Consider the following 24,069-nt stretch of genomic DNA (forward strand, 5'->3'; position numbering starts at 1 on the left):
GTAATTCTTACTTTTTCTTAATATTATTTTCAATTGCTTTTATCATTTCTCCAGCAATATCTTTATTAGTTGCACCTTCAATTCCTTCTAAACCTGGAGATGAATTTACTTCTAATAAAAGTGGACCTTTAGATGAACGGATAATATCAACTCCAGCGACACGTAAATCCATTGCTTTAGCAGCTTTAATTGCTATTTTCTTTTCTTCAACGGTTGGTTTTACTATTGATGCTGTTCCGCCCATGTGAATATTAGCTCTAAATTCGCCTGGTGCAGCTTCACGTTGAATTGATGCAACTACTTTTCCATCAACTACAAATAATCGCAAATCTTTTCCGTTTGCTTCTTTAATAAATTCTTGAACTAATATATTGGCATTTAAGCTTTTGAAAGCGTTAATTACTGATTCGGCTGCTTTTTTAGTTTCTGCCAAAACAACACCTTTTCCTTGAGTTCCTTCTAATAATTTTACAATTAAAGGAGAACCACCAACCATTTTTATCAAATCGTCAGTATCTAGTGGCGAATTTGCAAATCCTGTGGTAGGAATATCGACACCATTTCTAAGTAACAATTGCAACGAAAATAATTTATCACGGGATTGCGTTATGGCTGCCGCCGAATTTAAACAATACACTTTCATGGCTTCAAATTGCCTAGTTAAAGCACAACCATAAAATGTAATACTCGGTCGAATTCTTGGAATTACGGCATCAAAATTATCTAATACTTTACCACCGCGATAATGAATTTCGGGTTGGTCGGCATCGAGTTTCATGTAACATTCTTTGATGTTCAGAAAATGCATTTCGTGACCGCGCATTTCGCCTGCTTCCATGATACGTTTATTGCTATACAATTCAGGATTACTGGCTAATAAACCAATTCGAAGTCCCGATTTTATAGCTATTGAATTTACATATAAATCTTTAAGATTTTCGACTGTAGTTTGTCCAAGTAAATATTTTTGTTCTGGATCTACTAGAATTCTTCCACTCATGGCTTCACGACCAAGTAGCATTCTAAAACCCATCGAATCTCGATTGGTTAAGGTCATTTCAATTTTCCAAGTATCGTTTCCAATTTTAATGTCTGATTGAATTACATAACGTTGTTCACGAAAACCACTAGAGCTTTTAACAACGCGTTTATCTATAAGTAACGCTTCGCAATGAATAACAGTTTTGAGATTATTTTGAATAGGATTGATGTCAAATTTTACCCAATTGATTCCTTCTTTTACAAAAGGAGCAATGTTTATGGCATGTAAAGCTGATGTTTTTGCACCTGAATCAACACGTGCTTTTATAGCTGGAATTCCAAGTTCGGGAAACGAACACCATTCTTCTGAACCTAAAATTATTTTTTCTTGTGGCATTTTTTGATGAATTAAATTCAAATCGAAAGTACTACTTTTTTTAAAATCAAAAACCACTAATAAAACATTTTTATCAGCAAAAGCTAATTTGTTTTGTTAGTGGTTTATTTTGAAGAACAACTATTATTAGTAATGACCTTTTAATGTTAATATTTCTAAAATATCAATTATGTTTTCGTTAATAACTTGATAAACTATTCTGTGTTCGCTGTTAATTCTTCTAGACCATTTTCCTGAAAGTTCATATTTTAAAGCTTCTGGTTTTCCTATTCCAGAATAAGGATGTTTCTTAATGTCTTCAATTAAAAGAACTATTCTTTTCTGAATTATTTTATTTTCCAGATTTTTTCCAAAATTCTAAGTCTTTTAAAGCATCAGGAGTATATCTTATTTCCATATATCTTCTAATGGGATAATTACGCCTTTACCATCTTTCAAGTCTTGTTCTCCTTTTAAAACTTTAGCCACAAATTCCTTATTGTAAGGACTTTTTGACTCTTCTTCGATTTCAAGATGCAGCGATTTCGCTAACTCTTTTAATAATGGAAGATGTTTTTTTTGAACTTTTTTAAATGTAATTTCCATAATCTTAATTTTTAAATCAGATTAACTCGTTGGTTCTTCTGCTTTTTGAACTTTAACAGTCAATTCTTCTGAACCATCTTCGATATCCATAAATATTTCGTCTCCAGATCCAATTTTAGAAGTTATAATTTCTTCTGCTAATGAGTCTTCAACATATTTCTGAATGGCTCTTTTTAATGGTCTTGCGCCAAATTGTCGGTCGAAACCTTTCTCGGCAATAAATGCTTTTGCTTTATCAGAAAGATTCAATTTATATCCTAAATCTGCAACACGAGCGTATAATTTTTTCAATTCGATTTCGATAATTTTATCAATATCGTGTTTTTCCAATGCGTTGAAAACAATTACGTCATCAATTCTATTTAAGAATTCTGGTGCAAAAGTTTTCTTTAATGCATTTTCTATTATACTTTTCGAATTATCATCGGCTTGAGCTACTTTAGCAGCTGTTCCAAATCCAACTCCTTGTCCGAAATCTTTTAATTGACGTGCACCAACATTTGATGTCATGATGATGATCGTATTTTTAAAATCGATTTTTCTTCCTAAACTATCTGTTAAGTAACCATCATCAAGAACTTGCAACATCATATTGAAAACGTCTGGATGCGCTTTTTCAATTTCATCAAGAAGCACAACACAATACGGTTTTCTTCTAACTTTTTCTGTCAATTGTCCGCCTTCTTCATATCCAACATATCCTGGAGGAGCACCAATTAGACGAGAAATTGCAAATTTTTCCATGTATTCACTCATGTCAATACGAATCAAAGCTTCTTCAGAATCGAATAATTCTTTAGCTAAAACTTTCGCTAATTGTGTTTTACCAACACCGGTTTGTCCTAAGAAAATAAACGAACCAATTGGGCGATTTGGATCTTTCAATCCGGCACGATTTCTTTGGATTGAACGAGATATTTTCATTACCGCGTCATTTTGTCCAATTACTTTACCTTGAAGTAGTTCAGGTAAGTTAGCTAATTTATTACTTTCGGTTTGAGCAATTCTATTTACAGGAATTCCTGTCATCATCGAAACGACATCAGCAACGTTATCTTCAGTTACTTGAATACGATTATTTTTAGAATCTTCTTCCCATTGTTCTTGAGCAATTGCAAGATCTTTTTCTATTTTCTTTTCGTCATCACGAAGTTTGGCAGCTTCTTCATATTTCTGTCTTTTTACAACAGAATTTTTAAGTTCGCGCACTTCTTCAAGCTGACGTTCTAATTCTAAAATTTGTTTAGGAACATCAATGTTTGTTATGTGAACTCTAGATCCAGCTTCGTCTAAAGCATCAATAGCTTTGTCTGGTAAAAATCGGTCTGACATGTACCTGTCAGTCAGTTTTACACAAGCTTCAATCGCTTCTTGCGAATAAGTTACGCTGTGATGATCTTCGTATTTATTTTTAATGTTATTCAATATCGTAATTGTTTCATCAACAGAAGTTGGTTCTACAATTACTTTTTGGAAACGTCTTTCTAATGCACCATCTTTCTCGATATATTGTCTGTACTCGTCCAGAGTTGTTGCTCCAATACATTGGATTTCGCCTCTTGCCAATGCAGGTTTGAACATATTAGATGCGTCAAGCGAACCAGTTGCGCCACCAGCACCAACAATAGTGTGAATTTCATCAATGAAAAGAATAATATCGTCGTTCTTTTCAAGTTCGTTCATTACGGCTTTCATTCGCTCTTCAAATTGTCCTCGGTATTTCGTTCCAGCAACTAAACTTGCTAAATCTAAAGTAACAACTCTTTTATTAAATAGAATTCTTGAAACTTTCTTTTGGATAATTCTTAGAGCCAAACCTTCGGCAATTGCAGATTTACCAACTCCAGGTTCACCTATTAATAGTGGGTTGTTTTTCTTTCTACGGCTTAAAATTTGAGAAACCCTTTCAATTTCTTTTTCACGTCCAACTACAGGATCTAATTTTCCTTCTTCGGCCATTTCTGTTAAGTCACGACCAAAATTATCTAAAACTGGTGTTTTAGATTTTTTATTAGATTTATTTGTTGGAGTATTAAAGTTATCGCCTTTTAAGCTGTCATCTTGACCTGAATCTTCATTGAAAGATTCATTTTTTGGTAAATTTTCTAAAAAATCTTCTTCTTTTGGTGTCATATCTAAATATTGTTCTTTAGCTACTTCATAATCAATTTTTAATTTATTAAGTAGCTTTGTTGTTGGATCATTTTCATTTCTCAATATACACAACAATAAATGTGCCGTGCTTATTGAAGTACTTTGAAACACTTTGGCTTCAAGGAAAGTTGTTTTTAAAGCTCTTTCTGCTTGACGAGTTAAGTGTAAGTTTTTCTTTTCTATACTTGTTTCTAGATTTGGATTTGGTGGACTCAATACTTCTACTTTTCGTCTTAAATGTTCTAAATCAACAGATAGATTATTTAAAATAGATATTGCTTTACCATTTCCATCACGCAAAATGCCTAACATTAAATGTTCAGTGCCAATAAAATCGTGGCCTAAACGTAATGCTTCTTCTTTGCTGTACGTAATAACATCTTTTACTCTCGGTGAAAAATTATCATCCATTTTTTTTATATAATAATTATGGTAAATTTAGTGAATTACTTGAATTATTACAAATATCATTCCGACTAAAACACCTGTCAGTAAATTGACAAAAAAATACTCATATATAAAAGGTAGTTTACTGTAAATTTATTAACCATTATTGAGGTATATTTTGTTAATAAATCATTGAAATAAGTACTTTAAAATGCTTTTAAAAATAGCAAAAAGATGTATATTGCACGTTTGAATTCTAAATTAATTTATTTTAAAAATTTATAAATATGTCTGACGGAGAAAAGTTAATTCCTATTAACATTGAAGACGAAATGAAGTCAGCTTACATCGATTATTCGATGTCAGTTATTGTATCAAGAGCATTGCCAGACGTGCGTGATGGTTTAAAACCAGTGCACCGAAGAGTATTATATGGAATGTATGATTTAGGAGTTTTCTCGAATAAAGCTCATAAAAAATCCGCAAGAATTGTTGGAGAAGTTTTAGGTAAATATCACCCACACGGCGATACATCGGTTTATGATGCAATGGTTCGTATGGCTCAAGAGTGGAGTTTACGTTATTTATTAGTTGATGGTCAAGGTAACTTTGGTTCTGTAGATGGCGATAGTCCTGCAGCGATGCGTTACACTGAGGCAAGAATGAAAAAAATGTCAGAAGACATTATGGCAGATATCGACAAAGAAACAGTTGATTTTAAACTGAACTTTGACGATACTTTATATGAGCCAACAGTAATGCCAACTCGTGTTCCTGCTTTACTTATAAATGGAGCTTCAGGAATTGCAGTAGGTATGGCAACAAATATGGCTCCACATAATATAACAGAAGTTATTGATGGAACGTTAGCTTACATTGACAACAATGATATTGAGATTGACGAATTAATCACAATGATCAAAGCTCCAGATTTTCCTACAGGTGGAATAATTTATGGAATGGAAGGTGTTCGTGAGGCATTTAAAACAGGTCGTGGTAGAATTGTAATTCGTGCCAAAGTAGGTTTTGAAGAAGTAAACGGTAAAGAAGCCATCATTGTAACCGAAATTCCATATCAGGTGAATAAGGCAGAAATGATTAAAAAGACTGCCGATTTAATTAATGATAAAAAAATTGAAGGTATTTCAAATATCCGTGACGAATCGGATAGAACTGGAATGCGAATTGTTTACGAATTAAAACGTGATGCAGTTCCGAATGTAGTTTTGAATACTTTATATAAATTCACACAACTTCAATCTTCTTTCAGTGTAAATAATATTGCATTGGTAAAAGGAAGGCCTCAAATGTTGAATGTGAAAGATTTAATTCACTATTTTGTCGAACACAGACACGATGTTGTTGTAAGAAGAACTCAATTTGAATTAAGAAAGGCAGAAGAAAGAGCTCACATTCTTGAAGGTTTAATTATTGCTTCAGATAATATTGATGAAGTTATTGCTTTAATTCGTTCTTCTAAAGATGGTGAAGAAGCGAGAGCCAAATTAATTGAACGATTTAATTTATCTGAAATTCAAGCGCGTGCTATTGTTGAAATGCGTTTACGTCAATTAACAGGTCTTGAGCAAGATAAACTTCGTGCAGAATATGAAGAAATCATGAAATTAATCAACCATTTAAGAGCTTTATTGGAAAGTAAAGAAATGAGAATGGAATTAATTAAAGAGGAATTAGTTGAAATTAGAGAGAAATACGGCGATGAGCGTCGTTCAGTAATTGAATATTCTGGTGGCGATGTTAGTATTGAAGATTTAATTGCTGACGAAAATGTGGTTATTACAATTTCGCACGCTGGTTACATTAAACGTACTTCGTTAACAGAATACAAAACTCAAAATAGAGGTGGTGTTGGACAGAAATCGGCTGCAACTCGTGATCAAGATTTCTTAGAACATTTATTTGTTGCAACAAATCATAATTATTTATTGATTTTTACACAAAAAGGGAAATGTTATTGGATGCGTGTCTACGAAATTCCAGAAGGAACAAAAGCAAGTAAAGGTCGCGCACTTCAAAACCTTATCAACATTGAACCAGACGATAAAGTAAAAGCATTTATTTGTACTCAAGATTTAAAAGATCAAGATTATATTAAAAGTCATTATGTAGTTATGGCGACCAAAAAAGGTCAGGTTAAGAAAACATCTTTAGAGAAATATTCTAAACCAAGAGTAAACGGAGTTGCCGCAATTACAATTAAAGAAGATGACGAATTATTGGCAGCAGAATTAACTAATGGTCAAAGCCAAATTTTAATTGCTGTAAAATCTGGTAAATTAGTTCGTTTTGAAGAAGCTAAAACTAGACCAATGGGTAGAACTGCATCTGGAGTTAGAGGTATTACTTTAAGAGATGCGCAAGACGAAGTGATTGGCATGGTTTCTGTTGATGAGGATAATATCAATGACACTCAACTATTAGTGGTTACCGAAAATGGTTATGGTAAGAGAACTAAACTAGAAGACGAAGGTGAAGCAGTTTACAGAATCACCAACCGTGGTGGAAAAGGAGTGAAAACTCTAAACATTACTGAAAAAACCGGAGCTTTAGTTTCTATAAATACAGTTACCGATGCTGATGATTTAATGATTATCAACAAATCTGGATTGACCATTAGAATGGATGTTTCTACTTTAAGAGTTATGGGTAGAGCAACGCAAGGTGTTCGTTTAATCAATATTAAAGGAAACGATTCAATTGCTGCTGTAACTAAAGTTATGAAAGATGAAGAAGAGGAAGCCATTGCTGTGGACGGAGAAGAATTAGAAATTGATCCAAATGCAATTTTAGAAGATGATTCAGATGATGAAGATGATGTTACTGATGATCAGGAAGATGCAGAAGAAGAATCAGACGAAACAGAAGAATAAAAAAGTTAAATTAAAATAAATAAAAGCCATGTAACCTAATTATAATTTAGATAACATGGCTTTTGCAATAAACAATAAAACAATTAAAATTAAATTTTATGAAAATTAAACAAATAATAATAGCGAGTACATTATTAGTTTCTGTTGCTTCTTTCGCCCAAAAAGACGAGTTGAAAGCGTTAAAAAAGATATATGCTAAAGAAGAGATAAAAGGAGCTGATTTAGTTCAATATAAAGCGTTAGTAGCAAAATTAGAACCATTAGCGACAGAAGAAGCCGATAAAGTTTATGCAGGATTTTATAAATCAATGACGCCTGTTTTAGAATCTTTAGCTATTGATAGAACAATGCCTCCAATTCAAGTACAAATGGCTATGGCAAAGTTAGTTAGTCCAAAAGCAATCTCTGATTTAGCAATAGGACTAAACACAACACTAGATTATGAAAAAAAATCGGGAAAGAAAGTTTACACAGATGATATTTTGGAAACAATTACATCATTTAAGCCAGAATTTTTAAACTATGCTATTGCGCTTGGAGATCAAAAAAAATACAAAGAAGCATCAGAAGTTTTATATGCTATTTATCAATTAGATAAAAAAGACCAAGAAAAACTATATTATGCTGCAAGTTATGCAGTAAATGGAAATGATTATGATAATGCTTTAAAATACTATCAAGAATTAAAAACATTAAACTATTCTGGTGAGCAAACAATGTATTTTGCAAAAAACACTATATCGGGCCAAGAAGAATATTTTAATACTAAAGCAGAACGCGATAATTTAGTAAAATTAAAAACACATTCAAATCCAAGAGAAGAGAAAGTTCCTTCTAAAAGAGGTGAAATCTATAAAAACATTGCTGTTATTTTACTTCAAAAAGATAAAAATGAAGAAGCTAAAACAGCAATCACTGATGCCAGAAAAGCCAATCCAGATGACGTTTCTTTAATTGTAACGGAAGCTGATTTGTATTACAAACTAAAAGATATTGATACCTACAAAAGATTAGTGAATGAAGCTTTGGTTAAAAATCCTAATGATGCAAGTTTAGTTTTTAATTTGGGTGTTGTTTCTAATAGTGCTAATCAATTTGAAGAAGCTGGAAAATATTACAGAAAAGCAATTGAGTTAGATCCAAATTTTATTGATGCTTATTTAAACTTGGCAGATAATATTTTAAAACCAGATACCAAATTAGTTGAAGACATCAACAAGTTAGGATCAAGCACAAGTGATAAAGATTTAAAAAGATACCAAGCACTAACAGTTGAAAGGAAGAAACTATTTACGGAAGTAATGCCTATTTATGAAAAAGCTTTGGAGCTTTCAGAAAAATTAGATCAAAATATTGAAAAAAATAAGATACAAACAAATGATATTAAGTCCAACTTAAAAACCGTTTATAGCTTCTTAGAATTATCAGAAAAATCTAAAGCTTTAAAAGCAAAAATGTAATACCAATAAAAAAAGCCGAAATGTAAGTTTCGGCTTTTTTTATATATCTAAATCAAATAGTTTTCGCATTGCTTCCAGATTCGGATTAATTTCATTCAATCTATTAAATTTATCTTGAGCTGTAAATGCTACTTTACTTTTGACACTTTCATTCACAATCACTTCAATACTTATTTCATGATTGTGTAAATGTCCTCTTAAATAACCAAGAAGCTCCGGTTTTTCTTTTTCAAAATCAATTTTAGAACCTTCATTTGGTAATTCATAAATGATTTTATTACCATCTAATTTTGGATCGCTAATTCGTAATAGTGATTCCATAATCATGTGACCTTTATCATTTAATCGTTGCGCGTATTTAAACCAAAATTCCAACATTTCGGTCTCTGTAAAAACTTCGCTTGGCAAATGTTCTTCAACTTTTACAATACCTTTTTGAGATTCCAGCAATTCTTTTTTTGCTCGAATACTTGAAAGAGATAATGCAGAAACTTTACTAGTTAAGAGTTCCGGATTTCGTGTATCAGGTTTTAATTCAGTTTCAGGTTTTGGGGCTTCAACAATAATTTCCGAATTTGTATTTTCATCAGAAATAGTATCTTCCGTCTTCACACTTCCAACTTCCGTCTTCACACTTCCATCTTCAATATTCTGACTTCCATCTTCAATCTTCACACTTCCAACTTCCGTCTTCACACTTCCATCTTCAATCTTCTGACTTCCAACTTCTGTAATCGAATAACCACTATTTCTATAATAAGTCGGTGGAATTATAAAGTCAACTTTTTTTTTTCTCCATCAAAGTTGATAGAGCAAAGTTGCATTAGCGTTAGTTCAACCAACAAGCGTTGGTTTTGAGAAACTTTATATTTTAAATCGCAATCATTTGCAATTTCAATTCCTTTTAATAAAAACTCTTGAGTACATTTTTGAGCCTGTTGTCCGTAAAGAAGTTGCGCTTGTTCACCAGCTTCTAATAAAACTAAAGTGGAAGGATTTTTGCAAACCAACAAATCTCTAAAATGACTCGCCAATCCAGAAACAAAATGATGACCATCAAATCCTTTTGATAAAATATCGTTGTAAGTAACTAGAATTTGAGGAATATTATTCTCCAAAATTAAATCGGTTACTTTAATATACGTTTCATAATCTAAAACGTTTAAATTTTCGGTTACTGCTTGACGCGTCAAATTGGTTCCACAATACGAAACAACTCTATCAAAAATAGACAAAGCATCACGCATCGCACCATCCGCTTTTTGAGCAATAATGTGCAAAGCGTCGTCTTCAAATTGAACACCTTGACTAGTAGCTACTTCCGCCAAATGTTCTTTAGCATCTTTAACCGTAATGCGTTTAAAATCAAATATCTGACAACGAGACAATATAGTCGGAATAATTTTGTGTTTTTCTGTAGTCGCTAAAATAAAAATAGCGTGTTTTGGCGGTTCTTCCAATGTTTTCAAAAACGCATTAAAAGCAGCCGATGACAACATATGAACCTCGTCAATAATGTAAACTTTATACTGTCCAGTTTGCGGCGGAATTCGAACTTGATCTATTAAATTCCGAATATCATCAACAGAATTATTCGATGCAGCATCTAATTCGAAAACATTAAAAGCAAAATCCTCGTTTGGATCATCATAACCAGGTTGGTTAATTTTTCGAGCCAAAATTCTAGCACAAGTTGTTTTTCCAACACCTCTTGGACCAGTAAATAATAGGGCAGAAGCCAAGTGGTTGGTTTCTATAGCATTCAACAAAGTGTTCGTGATAGCTTGCTGACCAACAACGTCTTTAAACGTTTGCGGACGATACTTACGAGCAGATACTACAAATTGTTCCATAGAAAATTATTGGATTACAAATATAGGTTTTGAAATTCCAAAAAGCAAATAACAATTTCCAAAAGTTTGTAGTTTTTTCTAGAAGCTATTTCCAGCTTTCCATTCCAAGATTTTTTGCAAAAACCTTTTTTTGTAAGCCATAAAAAGAGCTTCCGTTGGTCGCTTTTTTATACCAACAAAAAATAGGTTTTTACCAAAAAATGCTTTCCATTGCAATCTGGACTAGTCAAGTACTAACGTACAACTTCTAATTATTTTCAAAATTACCATGACCTTTAATAGTCAATTCATGCAAAACCATAGCGGCGCTTTTTTCAGTAAAAGCCGATAATCCTGCAACAAAAACACCTTTCTCGCCAGTGCTAGATTTTATTCCATAAACTGTTGCTTCATCTCCAGGATCACTTTCGCCTTCATATCGATAAACATGTACAATTTCAAAATCATCAGGACTATCAATAATTCTATTCTCCTGAATATTAAAATCTACAGTAAATCCTTTTTCAGTCAACTCTTCAAGTGCTTTGCTAACTGTTGCGTAATGGTACATGTGACGATCCATAATAAATATTTTTTAAGATTAGTATAAACTTACAATTGTTTAATTAATAATTCATTACATAATTATTGGTTAAAGTTGTAATTTAATGAGCCAATTTCTAGTTGCTAATTGATTACCTTTGCACCGCAGACCGCCTTATCGTCCCGATTTAAATTGGGGAGGAAAGTCCGGACACCAAAGAGTAGCATAGCGGATAACATCCGTCAATTCAAGAAATTGGATTAGGACAAGTGCAACAGAAAGTATGTACAGTTCGGCTGTAGTGAAACCAGGTAAACTCTATGCGGTGAAATTTCAAGTATATCGACATTTAAGGATTACTCGTCCGTTGTCGAAGGGTAGAAAGATTGAATCCCGAAGTAATTCGGGATCTAGATAAATGATAAGGCATCTTTACTGATGACAGAATCCGGCTTATAGGTCTGCTTTTTTTATTTTTTTGTGAAAGATTTATTCTTCCTCACCATCAACTTCTTCATCATCAACTTCAAATTCAAAAAACGAAAATACCGAACCACCATAATTCTTCTGAAAAGAAAAATGCATCATGTGATTCAATTTGGTATGCTTCGAATGTTCCATAATCATCATGCCTTCTTCGTCTAGCAATTCGTTCTCGAAGACCAATTCGATTAGTTTTTCAAACTCTTTTTGCTCAATTCCATAAGGTGGATCGGCAAAAATAATATCATAACTTCCTTTGTGTTTTTCTAGAAATTTGAACACATCGCTTTTAATTGCAGTGATATTCAAGTCAAATTCTTTGGCCGTTTTCTTAATGAAATTCACGCAACCCATATCGCCATCGATACACGTAATGTTGTCACAACCACGCGAACCAAATTCGTAACTGATATTTCCAGTTCCAGCAAATAAATCCAAAACCTTCAATCCCGAAAAATTGAAATGATTGTTCAGCACATTAAACAACGCTTCTTTACTCATGTCAGTCGTTGGACGAACTGGTAAGTTTTTTGGAGCTGTAATGCGTCTTCCTTTGTATTTTCCAGAAATGATTCTCACGAGTGAAGTAGTATAAAGTGTTCGCGGTTTTCTTTTTCCGTGAAGTTATTTTTAAAATCAGAAACATTAAACAAACTTATGTTTCTAATGTATTTGTAGGCAATTTGATAAAAAGTATCCGTTTCAACAATCGAACCAAGCAATTCCAATTTGAAATTCTCAGGATTCAACTGCAATTGTTCGGCAGTAAAGAGAATGTAGTAAATAAAATCTTCAGGAGTTTTGTATTCAAACGAATTAAACAAATGTAACTTCTGATTCTGAACCACAATAATCTCAAAATGACTTTCACTTACGTGAACAAACATCTTGCGCTCTTCATTATTCTTAGATAAATCCAACAATTTTGAAACCAAAACACTATTTGCGTGCTTGTATTCAAACGAACCATATTGGTCAATAAAAAAGTTATTCATATTCACATACGGAATGTAAACATTATTCATTTCATATTTATCTAAAGCATCAAAAGTGAAAAAATCAGTTTCAAAAACCTTAGTGTTGTATTGCAAATAACTTCCTAAAAACTCTTCGTCAAACAAAGCCGTTGGCACAAAAGTAGACAAATTATTACTGTGAAGAATCTCAATTTCATCATACTTATGACTCAATTCTGGATGTTCTCTAAAAACCGAAGCAAACAAATCTTCAATCTTAGCACTACGCTGAAAACTATCAAAATGAATGTTATGTAACACCACAGGTTTGCCACTCAAAGTATCAAATACACAAAACGACAACCCATTCAAAGAAACTTGAATCGATAGTTTTTTATAAGTTTTGTCCGTAATACTCATTTTGAAATTCCATTTTTAACACCGCAAACTTACAAATTTATACTGAACTTGTTTCAGTATCTCGTCTTATTTAAAGATATGTTTTTTTTTTAAGAATTTATATCGATGAATATTAGTAGCGAATGGTTCGGGCATTTCTACAAACCTTATTCCTGCTTTCCGCGTTACAAGGTAACTGCTCCAATCAGGGCTAATTAGCCATCCATTTTCACAAAATTAGATTTTCAAAACAACATTTTTTAAAAATCCGCGACAATCCGTTTCATTCGTTTTATCCGCGTTCCATAAATCATAAAAAAAGTAAAAATCCTTGCGAACTTTGCGTAAAACTTTGCGTACTTTGCGGTTAAATAAAAACCTGTGGCAACCAAAAATTTCTATTCCATTCTATCCCAAAACTTTCCGTTTAATCCCACGATTAAGCAAGATGCATTCTTTCAAAAAATCGCAGTTTTCATCACCAATGTCAACAACGACTGCATTTTTGTATTAAAAGGATACGCAGGAACTGGAAAAACCACCGTAATTTCTACCATTGTAAACAACTTAATTGAAGTCAATAAAAAATACGTTTTATTGGCACCAACAGGTCGAGCTGCCAAAGTTATTGCCAATTATTCCAACAAACCAGCATTTACAATCCATAAGAAAATCTATTTTCCAAAGAAGTCGAGTGGTGGCGGAGTGGCTTTTACCATGCAACAAAACAAACACAAAAATACCATTTTCATAGTCGATGAAGCATCAATGATTTCTGATGTTGCCGCCGAAAGCAAAATGTACGAAAACGGAAGTTTGCTCGACGATTTAATCTCCTACATCTATAGTGGAGAAAATTGCAAAATGATTTTATTGGGTGACACAGCACAGCTTCCGCCAGTGAATTTAGATATTTCGCCAGCTTTAAACACAGATACTTTAGAATTAAATTACGACAAAAAAGTAGATTGGATTGAATTAGACGAAGTAATGCGTCAAGAACTAAACTCAGGAATTCTCTACAACGCCACTGAATTACGTGAACTTTTAAAAGATAGTTTCATCACCGAATTCAAGTTCAAGTTGCGAGGTTTCAAAGACATTGTTCGCCTTACTGACGGTTACGATATTCAAGATGCCATCAACCAAGCCTATAGCAATTATTCTATTGAAGATACAGCGTTTATTGTGCGTTCCAACAAAAGAGCGAACCAATACAACGAGCAAATTAGAACCAAAATCCTAGACAAAGAAAGCGATTTATCGACAGGCGATTTCTTGATGGTCGTGAAGAACAATTATTTTTGGTTGAAAGAAAAAGACGAAGCTGGTTTCATTGCCAATGGCGACATCATCGAAGTGTTAGAAATTTATAGTTTCAAAGAATTATACGGATTCAAATTTGCCAAAGTCAAAATACGAATGGTCGATTATCCCAACCAAATTCCGTTTGAAACCGTTTTGATTTTAGATACCATAAAAAGTGAATCACCATCATTAACTTACGAGCAATCCAACCAATTGTATGAAGAAGTGATGAAAGATTACGAACATCTAACTACCAAATACGCCAAATTCCAAAAAGTAAAAGAAAACGAATACTTCAACGGATTACAAGTAAAATTCTCTTACGCCATAACGTGCCACAAAAGCCAAGGCGGACAATGGAACACCGTTTTCATAGAACAACCCTATTTACCCGAAGGCATCGACAGAGATTACATTCGTTGGCTTTACACTGCAATTACCAGAGCCAAAGATCGATTGTATTTGATTGGGTTTAAGGACGAGAGTTTTTTGGAGTAGTTAGAAATTTAGTTATTTGTGAAAATCAAATAAATTTAAATTAATGATTTTAGTAAAAAAATAAAAAATATATCAAAATGGCAAATAAAATATTTGAGGAAATTTTAATTGAAGAAATTGAGATTTTTATTAATTCGTTTGCGAATGTTTCTAAAAAAATGTTTGAGAGTGGGACTTCTAAAAATAAGTTATTGCATAGTGGAGAATTTGGAATGTATAGAGAAGCAATTGTAAAAAGGTTTTTAAGATTTTTTATACCACAAAGCATTGAAATTGATCAAGGTTTTTTAATAAATTCTTTTGATGATGTTAGTACTCAATGTGATATTGTAATTTATGATAGAAATCATACACCATTTATTAAAAGTAATGAACTTCAAAGATTTTTCCCTGTTGAAACCGTATGTGCAGTTGGTGAAGTGAAATCAACGCTTGACTTTACTTCGTTAAAGAATGCATGTAAAAAACTATATGAAGTAAAAAAAATTAGTGAAAAAGTTGGTAGTAAAAGTATTTTAAGAAGATTTGATAGTTATCCTTATGGAGATGTTAAATGTGGAAATGATTTAATTACAACATTTATAGTCTGCCAAAAGTTAGATTTCAATCTGGACAAATTAACTTCTTTATATGATTCAGAGGATGAACCTAGGTTTATGCATAATGTAATTTTAAGTATTGAGGATGGTTTAATTTTGTATTCAAATGAAGACGAACACGGAAATAATGAAATGCACATTCATCCTACTTGGGATAAAGTAAAGCTGAATAATTTGGCTGTTTATTCACTAGAAACAGGAGGAATTGATTGCTTTAAAATATTTTGTAATTTAATATTTAACGCAACAACATTTAGAACAATTGTTTTACCTGAAATATTGAGTTATATGAAGTATCCAAGCAATTAAAATATTTATCATAAATGATTTTAAATAACCAGCTCATCAAATTGTTCCCATAAAACCTATGAAATCATCTCCCAAAATTTAGGATTTTTTTATACTTTTGGATTTATACAATAAACCAAATTCCTCAAAGATTATAATTAAATGCACGATAAATTAATAACTTACATCAACCAACATATTTCTTCTAATTTGACAACAGAAGAAGAAGAATTGGTTAAAACATTTTTCAAATACAAGAAAATCAGAAAAAAACAATATTTTTTGCAAGAAGGCGAAGTTTGTAAAAATGTTGGCTTTGTTGTAAGCGGAGCATTGCGTCTTTACAGTGTTGATGATAAAGGAATCGAGCATATTGCACAATTGTATATTGAAAATTATTGGGCAGGCGATCGTGAAAGTTCCATTACGCTGCAACCTTCGGCTTATAACATTGATGCTTGGGAAGACACCGAACTTCTTATTATTTCGAGAGCAGAAATGCTAGATTTAACTGAAAAGATTCCTGCTATATTGCAAATGTTACGATTAATGGATGAAAGAAATGCCATTGCAAATCAAAGACGTTTAAAATCAACTATCAGCAATACAGCAGAAAAACGTTATGAAGAATTTGCTGAACATCATCCACAATTCATTCAACGTTTTCCTCAACATATCATTGCATCATTTTTAGGAATTACGAAAGAAACCTTGAGCAGAATTAAAAAGCAATCTTAAAATAAAAATTGCATAACTATTATAAAAACCGTTGATAAATGTCAACGGTTTTTTTTATCATTTGTCAACGCATTTTGGCTTGTTCTTGAAGCAAATTTGCATAATAAAATTATAAAAAAATGGAAAATTTAAAACACACACCAGCAACGCAATTACTTCGTAACAGTTTAGATACATTTTTATCAAAAGATATGAAAGCTTGGTCAGAACTTTGTGCCGAAGATGTCGTTGCTGAATTCCCTTTTGCTCCGGAAGGTACACAAGCCAAATTTGAAGGTCGTGAAGCACTTTATGCTTATTTAAAAGACTATCCGAGTTTTATTGATGTGAAGTCAATACCAACACTAAAAATTATTGGAACAGATGATGAAAATGTTGCCATTGCAGAGTGGAGCGCATCAGGAGTTGTAATAGGAAATGGAAATCCATATGAAATGAGTTACGCAACATTTGTAACTTTTAAAGATGGACTCATAACAAACTATAGAGAATATTGGAATCCTCAAGCATTTATGAAAGCTATGAGTGGAGGAGGTTTTGCTAATGAATAAAACTTTTTTGCCCTAACTTATTTTGAAAGCTCCGCAAATGTCACCTGACTTTGCGGATTTTTTTATACATTAGCTTAAACAAATAATCAACAAATAAACCATGGCACTAATAAACGTACATTTAAACTACAACGGAAATGCTGAAGAAGCATTTACTTTTTACAAATCTGTTTTTGGAGGAGAATTTTCTAAAATTACTCGTCTCAAAGATTTAGAAAGTCCAGATTTTCCTGTTGATGAAAAAGATGCCGATAAAATAATGCATATTGCTTTACCAATTGGTAAAAATGTTTTAATGGCAAACGATGTTCCATCAAGTTTGGGAACAGTAAGTGAAAACGAAAACCGATCTAAAATTGCAGTTTCTGCCGAGAGTAAAGAAGAAGCCGATAAATTATTTAACGGACTTTCAGTAGGCGGAACGGTTGAAATGCCAATTCAAGACAGTCCTTGGGGTTCTTATTTTGGAATGTTCAGAGACAAATATGGTATCGAATGGATGATCGATTTTGATTCAAATTATAACGGAAAAGTATAATTTACACTGATAAAACAAACAAATAAAATCAGTTTAATCTGTGGCAAAAACTAAAAAATGTCAAAAAATCAACTTTCATCAGCTCAACAATCCGAACTTTTAGCCATTCTAAAAACGCGTTTTGATAAAAATTCAAACCGTCATATTGGTTTGGAATGGTCCAAAATTCAAGAAAAGTTAGAAGCCAATCCAAGCAAACTTTGGTCACTAAACGAAATGGAACGAACGGAAGGCGAACCAAACGTTGTAGATTACGACAAAGAAACCGATGAATATATTTTTTATGATTGTTCAACAGAAACTCCAAAAGGCAGAAGAAGTTTGTGCTATGATAAAGAAGCTTTAGACGCTAGAAAAGAATTCAAACCAGAGAATAATGTCATCGATATGGCAAATTCTATGGGAATTGAAATTTTATCAGAAGATGAATATCGATTTTTACAAACATTAGGAAAATTCGATTTAAAAACGTCAAGTTGGATTAAAACTCCTGCCGAAATCAGAAAATTGGGCGGAGCACTTTTTGCCGATTTTCGTTATGAAACGGTTTTTGTTTATCATAATAGCGCACAATCGTATTATGCAGCAAGAGGTTTTCGCGGCTCGTTGCGAGTGTAAAATGAACCTAATTTTAAAAGGAACAACTTTTCAAATCATCAATAAAAACTAAATGAATTTAGAAACCATTTTATCAATTTGCCTCGGAATCGGATTGGCTTCTGCATCAGGATTTAGAGTTTTTCTACCAGTTTTTGCTTTGAGTTTAGCTTCTTATTTCAATCTCATTCCTCTAAACGAAACTTGGGTATGGATTGGCGGTTTACCAGCATTGATAAGCTTTGGAGTTGCTATGATTTTTGAAATATTTGGCTATTATATTCCGTTTATCGATAATTTATTGGATACTATTGCAACACCATTGGCAGCCATCGCCGGATTTGTAGTTATGGCATCAACAATGGTTGATATTTCTCCAACAATGACTACAATCTTAGCAATAATCGCCGGAAGTGGTTCGGCAACTGCATTTCAAGGATTAACAACCACGACAAGATTAGCTTCCTCAGTAAAAACAGCAGGTTTAGGGAATCCAGTAATTTCCACCGCCGAAACAGGAACTGCAATAACACTAAGTTCACTCGCAATTTTCCTTCCAATAGTTGCAATTATCCTTGTAGTTCTTATCTTTGGATTGATTTATTGGATAATTAGAAGGTTTAGAAAATAGCCTCTTAAACTTATAAACTTATAAACTTTTTATGAAAGTAATCGCCGTAATACCAGCTCGTTATGCTTCAACACGTTTTCCAGCCAAATTGATGCAAGATTTAGGTGGAAAAACTGTAATTCTTAGAACGTATGAAGCTGCAAAAAATACCAATTTATTTGACGATGTTTTTGTAGTTACAGATTCTGATTTGATTTATGACGAAATAGTTTCCAATGGCGGAAAAGCCATCATGTCGATTAAAGAACACGAATCTGGAAGCGATAGAATTGCCGAAGCGGTTGCAAATCTTGATGTTGATATTGTGGTTAATGTTCAAGGTGACGAACCTTTTATCAATAAAGAACCTTTAGAAAAAGTCATTGAAGTTTTCAAAAATGATGCTGATAAAAAAGTAGATTTGGCTTCGTTGATGAGAGAAATTGCTAACGAAGAAGACATCAATAATCCTAATAATGTGAAAGTGGTTGTAGATCAAAATGGTTTTGCATTGTACTTTTCACGTTCTGTAATTCCGTATCCAAGAGAAGTAAATGTTGGAGTTCGTTACTTTCAACACATCGGAATTTATGCTTTTCGCAAGCAAGCACTTTTAGATTTCTATTCTCTTCCAATGAAATCGCTAGAAGCATCAGAAAAATTGGAACAATTACGCTATTTAGAATTCGGAAAACGAATCAAAATGGTAGAAACAACTCACGTTGGAATCGGGATTGATACTCCAGAAGATTTGGAGAAAGCTAGAAAGATGTTGTAAACTTAATAATTCGTAAATCAAACTTCGTACCTTTTAAGTTACTTCATCATTATCAAAATACCCTTTGTTTTTTACTTTTGTTGAGAAAAAATTCAAAAATAAAATTACAAAAGAAAGAAAGAATAGTGCTTGAATGCTCGCCAACATTTTTCCATAAGTTGTAATTGGATAATAATCTCCAAAACCAATTGAATTCGAACTAATTATACTAAAATATACTGGGTCAAACCAATGTTCAAAAGGTTTATTCATATTATTTCCAATGGTGTAAAGCACACCGAATGACACTACAATTTCGATATAATTAAAGAATAATAATAGCATCGATCTTTTGTAGGAACGAGGTCTTGTAAATAAATCGGAGGCAAATATTAGAGTAGGAATGTACAGCAATGTTTCAATCAATATATAAGTCATCAGATAAATCAAGAAAATTGAAGATTGTAATTCATTAATTAAGATGATAAATGGAAAAGCTACTTTTAATAAAATGTAAATATCCATGATTAAATCTTGGTATTCGGGTCCGATTTTAGAAGCCAAATATTTGATATAAATTCCAGGAAATAGTAATTGTGAAGATGATAATAACAATCGAACTATTTTCTCAATTCCGTTGTCATCTTGATGGTCGTTATTCCAAATAGATTTAATGTTGAGTATCCTTTTTTGGATTGGATTAAATTTGGGTTTGTAGGCATTTGATACTTTTCCAACAAGAAGTTTCTTTAGAATTGACATTAGTTTGAAAGTTTTTTTATTGTAAAAAGTTCATTGTGAATTTCAACTTTTGGATACATTCTAATAGAATAATTTCCGTTAAATTTCTTTCTGTAATCTAAATTTCTAATGCGGTCTTTTTCGTTGATTACCATTGTGTTAAATAAAATAAAACCTTCTGGATTCAATAATAAATTTATTCTATTTATGAAGAAATCTTCAAAAAGAAAGTTTGGCATTTTAGTATCCTGAAAAATATCAATAATGATTAAATCGTAATTTTCTTTGGTTTTTAAAACAAATTCAAATGCGTCATCAACATGTAATTCTAAATTTTTAATTGCATCTAATTTGAAATATTTTTTGGCAATTTCAATAATTTCAGCATCAATTTCTACACCAGTAATTTTGCCTTTAAATTTTACATCATCAACCAAAGTTTTAATAACGCTTCCGCCAGCAACACCAAGAATTAGAATCGAATCAAATTTTTTAATACGTTCATAACCAATGTATTTCAATCCTTTTTTTAAGATTCGCTGTAAACTTCCATAAGAGTAATTCGTGTTTTTAGAATCTAAAACCAACTCACCATTATTCCAAGTAACTTCTAACGATTTACTTATTGATGAGTTTTTCTTGTAAACATTTATCGGAATGAAATAACTAAAGAATTTGGCGAACATAAATTTATTTTCAATAATAAGAGATTAGTTATAAATTTACGTAAAATATTTTAAATGAAAAAATCCCTTTATAAATTTATTTTCTTTCGATTAATGGGATGGAAAATAATTGGCGCATCCAATTTAAATGTAAATAAATGTGTATTTATGGTTTTGCCTCACACTAGTTGGCATGATTTCTATCTAGGTTTATTTACACGCGGTATTACAGGTATTCCAATGCATTTTATAGGTAAAAAAGAGCTATTTAACTTTCCATTTGGATGGTATTTTAAATGGATGGGCGGAAAACCACTAGACAGAACAGGAAACTTAAACAAAGTAGATGCCATAGCTAAAACATTCGATAATTACGACGAACTACGATTGGCAATTGCACCTGAAGGAACGAGAAAATATGTATCCGAATTAAAATCGGGTTTTTACTATATTGCATTAAAAGCCAATGTGCCAATTATTCCTGTAGCTTTTGATTTTGGTAAAAAAGAAGTTAGAATTGAAGCACCACACTATCCTACAGGAAATTACGAAAACGACTTGAAACATTATTTACAATTCTTTAAAGATGTAAAAGCTAAATATCCCGAAAAACAATTTAATATTAATTAAAACTATATCCAATTTCTTTACGTAAATAGAATTGTAGTTGCTTCAATTACAATTTAATACGTAATGATTTTTGTTAGTTATAGTTTTCAATAAACCTTCAATAGTGCAATATTGAAGGTTTTTTTATTCATTTTAGTTCGCATAATGTGATAATCATGTAAAAATTAGAATTGTTGATGTAACAGAATTCCTTGCAAAAATGACAAGATTTGCATATTACTAATTCATAAAAAAATTAACATGAAAAATTTATTTTTAACGGTATCAATAGTTTCTTTACTATTTGTGTCATGCGACGATGACGATACTACCAATTCAAATGATGATTTGATGCTTGTTACAACTAGCAACACTTCGGGAACGGTTTCATTTACAAATCTATCTCAATCTAATCCTGTTCCAGCAAATTTTACAGTTGGCGGAGTAGATAATGATGGAGCATTTTTTAGCCCAATTTCAAACCGATTGATTATTGCTTCTAGAACAAATAACAGGCTTGAGCAATACCAAGGAATTGAAGAGGCACTTGATGGTGGTTCTACAACTTTAGAAATGCAATTTGCAAGTGCAAGTGATTTTGATAATCCAAGAGAAATTTCAATTTCTGACGATAAGATTGTTGTAACGCAAGATCAAAGTGTTGCAAACGGAAACACAAATAAATTTCTTGTGTATCAAAGAAATACTTCTGGTTTGGTTTTAGTAAATGAATATACTGTTGACTTTAAAGTTTGGGGAATTCATGTTGAAGGTTCAACTTTATATGCAGTTGCCGATTTAACAGGAGATATTGTAGTTTTCAATAATTTCTTTTCAAATTTAACTGGTGCTATAACTCCAACAAAAAGAGTTACTATTGAAGGATTAGTTAGAACACATGGTTTAACGTTCTCTTCTCAAGACAATTGTTTGGTTTTAACAGATATTGGAAACGCATTACTTGATAATGATGGAGCAATTATTGTGATCAATGACTTTACAAATGTTTTAGCCGATACTGCTAATCTTGGAACTATCGCATTAAGTAATCAAATTAAAATTTCTGGATCTAATACGCATTTGGGTAATCCAGTAGATGTATCTTACGATTCATCTTCAGAGAAAATTTATGTAGCAGAACGTTTATTTGGTAGTGGTCAAGTACTTACATTTGATAAACCATCAACTTCTTCTAATCAAGCTCCTCAATCATTTAGAACTGAAGCTGGAGTTTCATCAGTTTATTTATATAGATAAGATTAAATTTTTCTAAAATAAATTTTAAACCTTCAATTTTAATTTAATTGAAGGTTTTTTTTTATCATAATTTTAGATGATTACATTTGTATCAAATTTATTTTATGGATTACTTCGAATTACATAAACAATACAAAGCCAATTCGCTTTTTGGGAGATACATTACCTTAAAAGATATTGAACCACTTCTAGAAAAACTTCCAACAGAAATAATTGGAACGTCTGTTTTGGGTAAACCAATTTATAAATATACAATTGGTTTGGGTAAAATTAGGGTTTTTATGTGGTCACAAATGCATGGAAATGAAAGCACGACAACCAAAGCTTTATTCGATTTTTTAAATGTTCTTAATTCGGAAACTGAAATAGGAGAGAAGCTACTCAGTCATTTTACGTTTTGCTTTCTTCCGATGGTAAATCCTGACGGAGCCGAACTTTATACTCGTGAAAATGCCAATAAAATCGATTTGAATCGAGATTCGGTTACTTTATTGCAGCCCGAAAGTCAGTTATTACGTCAAACTTTTGAAGATTTCAAATCCGATTTTTGCTACAATCTTCATGATCAACGTACTATTTTTGGCGCAGGAACTACTGGAAATGTTGCAACAGTGTCCTTTCTAGCACCATCTTTTAATGAAAACCGGGATGTTAATGATGTTAGAATAAAAGCAATGAACATAATTGTTGCTATGAATAATGAATTGCAGAAGTATATTCCCAATCAAGTAGGTCGTTTTGACGATGGATTTAATTTGAATTGTATTGGTGATATGTTTACTTTTCTGAATGTGCCAACAATTTTATTTGAAGCCGGACATTATCAAGACGATTATTACAGAGAATTCACTCGCAAAATGATTTTTATTGCATTAATTTCAGGATTACTAGATATTTACGAAAACGATGTAGTTGACAATAAAATGGATGTTTATTTGCAAATTCCTCAAAATAACATCGTTTTTTATGATTTTATTTATAAAAATGTTAAAATAAATTATGATAATAAAGAAATAATTACGAATTTTGCCGCTCAATACAAAGAAGAACTTATTGATTCTAAGGTCCAATTTAACGCCTACATTGTAGAAATTGGAGAATTAAAAGGTAAATATGGTCATTTTCAATACAATGCTCACAAAATGAAGTATTCCGATGAAAATGGTTCTATTCCGAAAATAAATCAAAAAGCTGACTTTTGTTTAGGAAAAGATATAAAATTTGTTAATGGTTTAAAAAAATAA

General features: G+C 32.0%; 24 protein-coding genes and 1 other RNA gene. 14 read left to right on the forward strand and 11 right to left on the reverse strand.

Translation table 11 applies throughout. The features are described from left to right. Window positions 1-7: 7 nt before the first annotated feature. The 4 genes from rimK to LG45_RS10960 all read right to left on the reverse strand — a co-directional run bounded on the left by rimK (window position 8) and on the right by LG45_RS10960 (window position 4,528). The gene (gene rimK, locus LG45_RS10950) at window positions 8-1,378 is read right to left on the reverse strand and encodes a 30S ribosomal protein S6--L-glutamate ligase (RefSeq protein ID WP_035127490.1); all 1,371 of its coding nucleotides are present in this window, start codon (window positions 1,376-1,378) and stop codon (window positions 8-10) included. A 126-nt stretch (window positions 1,379-1,504) separates the two neighbouring features. After that, complete coding sequence (locus LG45_RS16655; protein ID WP_307725774.1) at window positions 1,505-1,720, reverse strand: Txe/YoeB family addiction module toxin; 216 nt, start codon at window positions 1,718-1,720, stop codon at window positions 1,505-1,507. A 45-nt stretch (window positions 1,721-1,765) separates the two neighbouring features. Then, window positions 1,766-1,963, reverse strand: coding sequence for a DUF2683 family protein (locus LG45_RS10955; protein WP_035127124.1), 198 nt, complete (start codon window positions 1,961-1,963; stop codon window positions 1,766-1,768). A gap of 21 nt (window positions 1,964-1,984) precedes the next feature. Further along, a complete protein-coding gene (locus LG45_RS10960) occupies window positions 1,985-4,528 on the reverse strand; it encodes an ATP-dependent Clp protease ATP-binding subunit (RefSeq protein WP_035127126.1) in 2,544 nt (847 codons plus the stop codon). 263 nt (window positions 4,529-4,791) lie between these two features. Between LG45_RS10960 and gyrA the strand changes: the two genes are divergently transcribed. Both gyrA and LG45_RS10970 read left to right on the forward strand, forming a co-directional pair. After that, on the forward strand, window positions 4,792-7,395 hold the full coding sequence (gene gyrA, locus LG45_RS10965; RefSeq protein ID WP_035127128.1) for a DNA gyrase subunit A: 2,604 nt from the start codon (window positions 4,792-4,794) through the stop codon (window positions 7,393-7,395). Window positions 7,396-7,493: 98 nt separating this feature from the next. Beyond that, complete coding sequence (locus tag LG45_RS10970; RefSeq protein ID WP_035127130.1) at window positions 7,494-8,855, forward strand: tetratricopeptide repeat protein; 1,362 nt, start codon at window positions 7,494-7,496, stop codon at window positions 8,853-8,855. Between the two features lie 39 nt (window positions 8,856-8,894). Here the strand turns inward: LG45_RS10970 and LG45_RS16660 are convergent, their stop codons facing one another. The 3 genes from LG45_RS16660 to LG45_RS10985 all read right to left on the reverse strand — a co-directional run bounded on the left by LG45_RS16660 (window position 8,895) and on the right by LG45_RS10985 (window position 11,270). After that, window positions 8,895-9,551, reverse strand: coding sequence for a DNA polymerase III subunit gamma/tau (locus LG45_RS16660; protein WP_240471873.1), 657 nt, complete (start codon window positions 9,549-9,551; stop codon window positions 8,895-8,897). 74 nt (window positions 9,552-9,625) lie between these two features. Next, entirely contained in the window at window positions 9,626-10,708 is a 1,083-nt protein-coding gene (gene dnaX / locus LG45_RS10980; protein WP_035127132.1) for a DNA polymerase III subunit gamma/tau, read from the reverse strand. 247 nt (window positions 10,709-10,955) lie between these two features. Then, the gene (locus tag LG45_RS10985; RefSeq protein ID WP_035127134.1) at window positions 10,956-11,270 is read right to left on the reverse strand and encodes an SH3 domain-containing protein; all 315 of its coding nucleotides are present in this window, start codon (window positions 11,268-11,270) and stop codon (window positions 10,956-10,958) included. 122 nt (window positions 11,271-11,392) lie between these two features. Between LG45_RS10985 and rnpB the strand changes: the two genes are divergently transcribed. Further along, window positions 11,393-11,703: RNase P RNA component class A (rnpB, locus tag LG45_RS16155), an RNA gene on the forward strand. Window positions 11,704-11,720: 17 nt separating this feature from the next. Here rnpB and rsmD read toward each other — a convergent pair. Beyond that, window positions 11,721-12,293, reverse strand: a complete 573-nt coding sequence (rsmD, locus tag LG45_RS10990) for a 16S rRNA (guanine(966)-N(2))-methyltransferase RsmD (RefSeq protein WP_035127136.1) — start codon at window positions 12,291-12,293, stop codon at window positions 11,721-11,723. Beyond that, entirely contained in the window at window positions 12,290-13,090 is an 801-nt protein-coding gene (locus LG45_RS10995) for a DUF3822 family protein (RefSeq protein WP_035127138.1), read from the reverse strand. Before LG45_RS10995 ends, rsmD begins: the two co-directional genes overlap by 4 nt. A gap of 360 nt (window positions 13,091-13,450) precedes the next feature. On the opposite strand from LG45_RS10995, the gene LG45_RS11000 reads away from it, so the two are divergent. From LG45_RS11000 to kdsB, 8 genes are all read left to right on the forward strand, one after another. Then, window positions 13,451-14,875, forward strand: a complete 1,425-nt coding sequence (locus LG45_RS11000) for an ATP-dependent DNA helicase (RefSeq protein WP_035127140.1) — start codon at window positions 13,451-13,453, stop codon at window positions 14,873-14,875. Window positions 14,876-14,952: 77 nt separating this feature from the next. Next, on the forward strand, window positions 14,953-15,783 hold the full coding sequence (locus LG45_RS11005) for a DUF6602 domain-containing protein (protein WP_035127142.1): 831 nt from the start codon (window positions 14,953-14,955) through the stop codon (window positions 15,781-15,783). A gap of 141 nt (window positions 15,784-15,924) precedes the next feature. Continuing rightward, window positions 15,925-16,500 (forward strand): Crp/Fnr family transcriptional regulator, encoded by a 576-nt coding sequence (locus tag LG45_RS11010; RefSeq protein WP_035127150.1) that lies wholly within the window; start codon window positions 15,925-15,927, stop codon window positions 16,498-16,500. Window positions 16,501-16,619: 119 nt separating this feature from the next. Continuing rightward, window positions 16,620-17,051 carry a nuclear transport factor 2 family protein gene (locus LG45_RS11015; RefSeq protein ID WP_035127152.1) on the forward strand — a complete coding sequence of 144 codons (432 nt, stop codon included), beginning with the start codon at window positions 16,620-16,622 and terminating at the stop codon, window positions 17,049-17,051. A gap of 100 nt (window positions 17,052-17,151) precedes the next feature. Continuing rightward, window positions 17,152-17,589 (forward strand): VOC family protein, encoded by a 438-nt coding sequence (locus tag LG45_RS11020; RefSeq protein WP_035127154.1) that lies wholly within the window; start codon window positions 17,152-17,154, stop codon window positions 17,587-17,589. Window positions 17,590-17,646: 57 nt separating this feature from the next. Continuing rightward, on the forward strand, window positions 17,647-18,207 hold the full coding sequence (locus tag LG45_RS11025; protein WP_035127157.1) for a DUF4256 domain-containing protein: 561 nt from the start codon (window positions 17,647-17,649) through the stop codon (window positions 18,205-18,207). 52 nt (window positions 18,208-18,259) lie between these two features. Continuing rightward, window positions 18,260-18,817, forward strand: a complete 558-nt coding sequence (locus tag LG45_RS11030) for a DUF4126 domain-containing protein (RefSeq protein WP_035127159.1) — start codon at window positions 18,260-18,262, stop codon at window positions 18,815-18,817. A gap of 31 nt (window positions 18,818-18,848) precedes the next feature. Beyond that, window positions 18,849-19,574: a 3-deoxy-manno-octulosonate cytidylyltransferase gene (kdsB, locus tag LG45_RS11035; protein ID WP_035127161.1), complete on the forward strand. Its 726-nt coding sequence runs from the start codon at window positions 18,849-18,851 to the stop codon at window positions 19,572-19,574. 33 nt (window positions 19,575-19,607) lie between these two features. Here kdsB and LG45_RS11040 read toward each other — a convergent pair whose 3' ends face one another. After that, entirely contained in the window at window positions 19,608-20,315 is a 708-nt protein-coding gene (locus tag LG45_RS11040; protein WP_035127163.1) for a potassium channel family protein, read from the reverse strand. Continuing rightward, complete coding sequence (locus tag LG45_RS11045; protein ID WP_035127165.1) at window positions 20,315-20,980, reverse strand: spermidine synthase; 666 nt, start codon at window positions 20,978-20,980, stop codon at window positions 20,315-20,317. The genes LG45_RS11040 and LG45_RS11045 overlap by 1 nt, the downstream gene beginning before the upstream one ends. 54 nt (window positions 20,981-21,034) lie before the next feature. Between LG45_RS11045 and LG45_RS11050 the strand changes: the two genes are divergently transcribed. The 3 genes from LG45_RS11050 to LG45_RS11060 all read left to right on the forward strand — a co-directional run bounded on the left by LG45_RS11050 (window position 21,035) and on the right by LG45_RS11060 (window position 24,069). Then, entirely contained in the window at window positions 21,035-21,589 is a 555-nt protein-coding gene (locus LG45_RS11050) for a 1-acyl-sn-glycerol-3-phosphate acyltransferase (protein WP_035127167.1), read from the forward strand. Between the two features lie 240 nt (window positions 21,590-21,829). After that, a complete protein-coding gene (locus tag LG45_RS11055; RefSeq protein WP_035127168.1) occupies window positions 21,830-22,825 on the forward strand; it encodes a hypothetical protein in 996 nt (331 codons plus the stop codon). Between the two features lie 104 nt (window positions 22,826-22,929). Next, window positions 22,930-24,069, forward strand: a complete 1,140-nt coding sequence (locus LG45_RS11060) for a M14 family metallopeptidase (protein ID WP_035127170.1) — start codon at window positions 22,930-22,932, stop codon at window positions 24,067-24,069.

Source organism: Flavobacterium aquatile LMG 4008 = ATCC 11947, assembly GCF_000757385.1.
Lineage (GTDB): Bacteria > Bacteroidota > Bacteroidia > Flavobacteriales > Flavobacteriaceae > Flavobacterium > Flavobacterium aquatile.

What these genes read in the sequence shown, in the direction of transcription:
- rimK (WP_035127490.1), bottom strand. Translation starts at nt 1,378, where the DNA reads ATGCCACAAGAAAAAATAATTTTAGGTTCAGAAGAATGGTGTTCGTTT.
- LG45_RS10955 (WP_035127124.1), bottom strand. Translation starts at nt 1,963, where the DNA reads ATGGAAATTACATTTAAAAAAGTTCAAAAAAAACATCTTCCATTATTA.
- LG45_RS10960 (WP_035127126.1), bottom strand. Translation starts at nt 4,528, where the DNA reads ATGGATGATAATTTTTCACCGAGAGTAAAAGATGTTATTACGTACAGC.
- gyrA (WP_035127128.1), top strand. Translation starts at nt 4,792, where the DNA reads ATGTCTGACGGAGAAAAGTTAATTCCTATTAACATTGAAGACGAAATG.
- LG45_RS10970 (WP_035127130.1), top strand. Translation starts at nt 7,494, where the DNA reads ATGAAAATTAAACAAATAATAATAGCGAGTACATTATTAGTTTCTGTT.
- dnaX (WP_035127132.1), bottom strand. Translation starts at nt 10,708, where the DNA reads ATGGAACAATTTGTAGTATCTGCTCGTAAGTATCGTCCGCAAACGTTT.
- LG45_RS10985 (WP_035127134.1), bottom strand. Translation starts at nt 11,270, where the DNA reads ATGGATCGTCACATGTACCATTACGCAACAGTTAGCAAAGCACTTGAA.
- LG45_RS10995 (WP_035127138.1), bottom strand. Translation starts at nt 13,090, where the DNA reads ATGAGTATTACGGACAAAACTTATAAAAAACTATCGATTCAAGTTTCT.
- LG45_RS11005 (WP_035127142.1), top strand. Translation starts at nt 14,953, where the DNA reads ATGGCAAATAAAATATTTGAGGAAATTTTAATTGAAGAAATTGAGATT.
- LG45_RS11010 (WP_035127150.1), top strand. Translation starts at nt 15,925, where the DNA reads ATGCACGATAAATTAATAACTTACATCAACCAACATATTTCTTCTAAT.
- LG45_RS11015 (WP_035127152.1), top strand. Translation starts at nt 16,620, where the DNA reads ATGGAAAATTTAAAACACACACCAGCAACGCAATTACTTCGTAACAGT.
- LG45_RS11020 (WP_035127154.1), top strand. Translation starts at nt 17,152, where the DNA reads ATGGCACTAATAAACGTACATTTAAACTACAACGGAAATGCTGAAGAA.
- LG45_RS11025 (WP_035127157.1), top strand. Translation starts at nt 17,647, where the DNA reads ATGTCAAAAAATCAACTTTCATCAGCTCAACAATCCGAACTTTTAGCC.
- LG45_RS11030 (WP_035127159.1), top strand. Translation starts at nt 18,260, where the DNA reads ATGAATTTAGAAACCATTTTATCAATTTGCCTCGGAATCGGATTGGCT.
- kdsB (WP_035127161.1), top strand. Translation starts at nt 18,849, where the DNA reads ATGAAAGTAATCGCCGTAATACCAGCTCGTTATGCTTCAACACGTTTT.
- LG45_RS11040 (WP_035127163.1), bottom strand. Translation starts at nt 20,315, where the DNA reads ATGTCAATTCTAAAGAAACTTCTTGTTGGAAAAGTATCAAATGCCTAC.
- LG45_RS11045 (WP_035127165.1), bottom strand. Translation starts at nt 20,980, where the DNA reads ATGTTCGCCAAATTCTTTAGTTATTTCATTCCGATAAATGTTTACAAG.
- LG45_RS11050 (WP_035127167.1), top strand. Translation starts at nt 21,035, where the DNA reads ATGAAAAAATCCCTTTATAAATTTATTTTCTTTCGATTAATGGGATGG.
- LG45_RS11055 (WP_035127168.1), top strand. Translation starts at nt 21,830, where the DNA reads ATGAAAAATTTATTTTTAACGGTATCAATAGTTTCTTTACTATTTGTG.
- LG45_RS11060 (WP_035127170.1), top strand. Translation starts at nt 22,930, where the DNA reads ATGGATTACTTCGAATTACATAAACAATACAAAGCCAATTCGCTTTTT.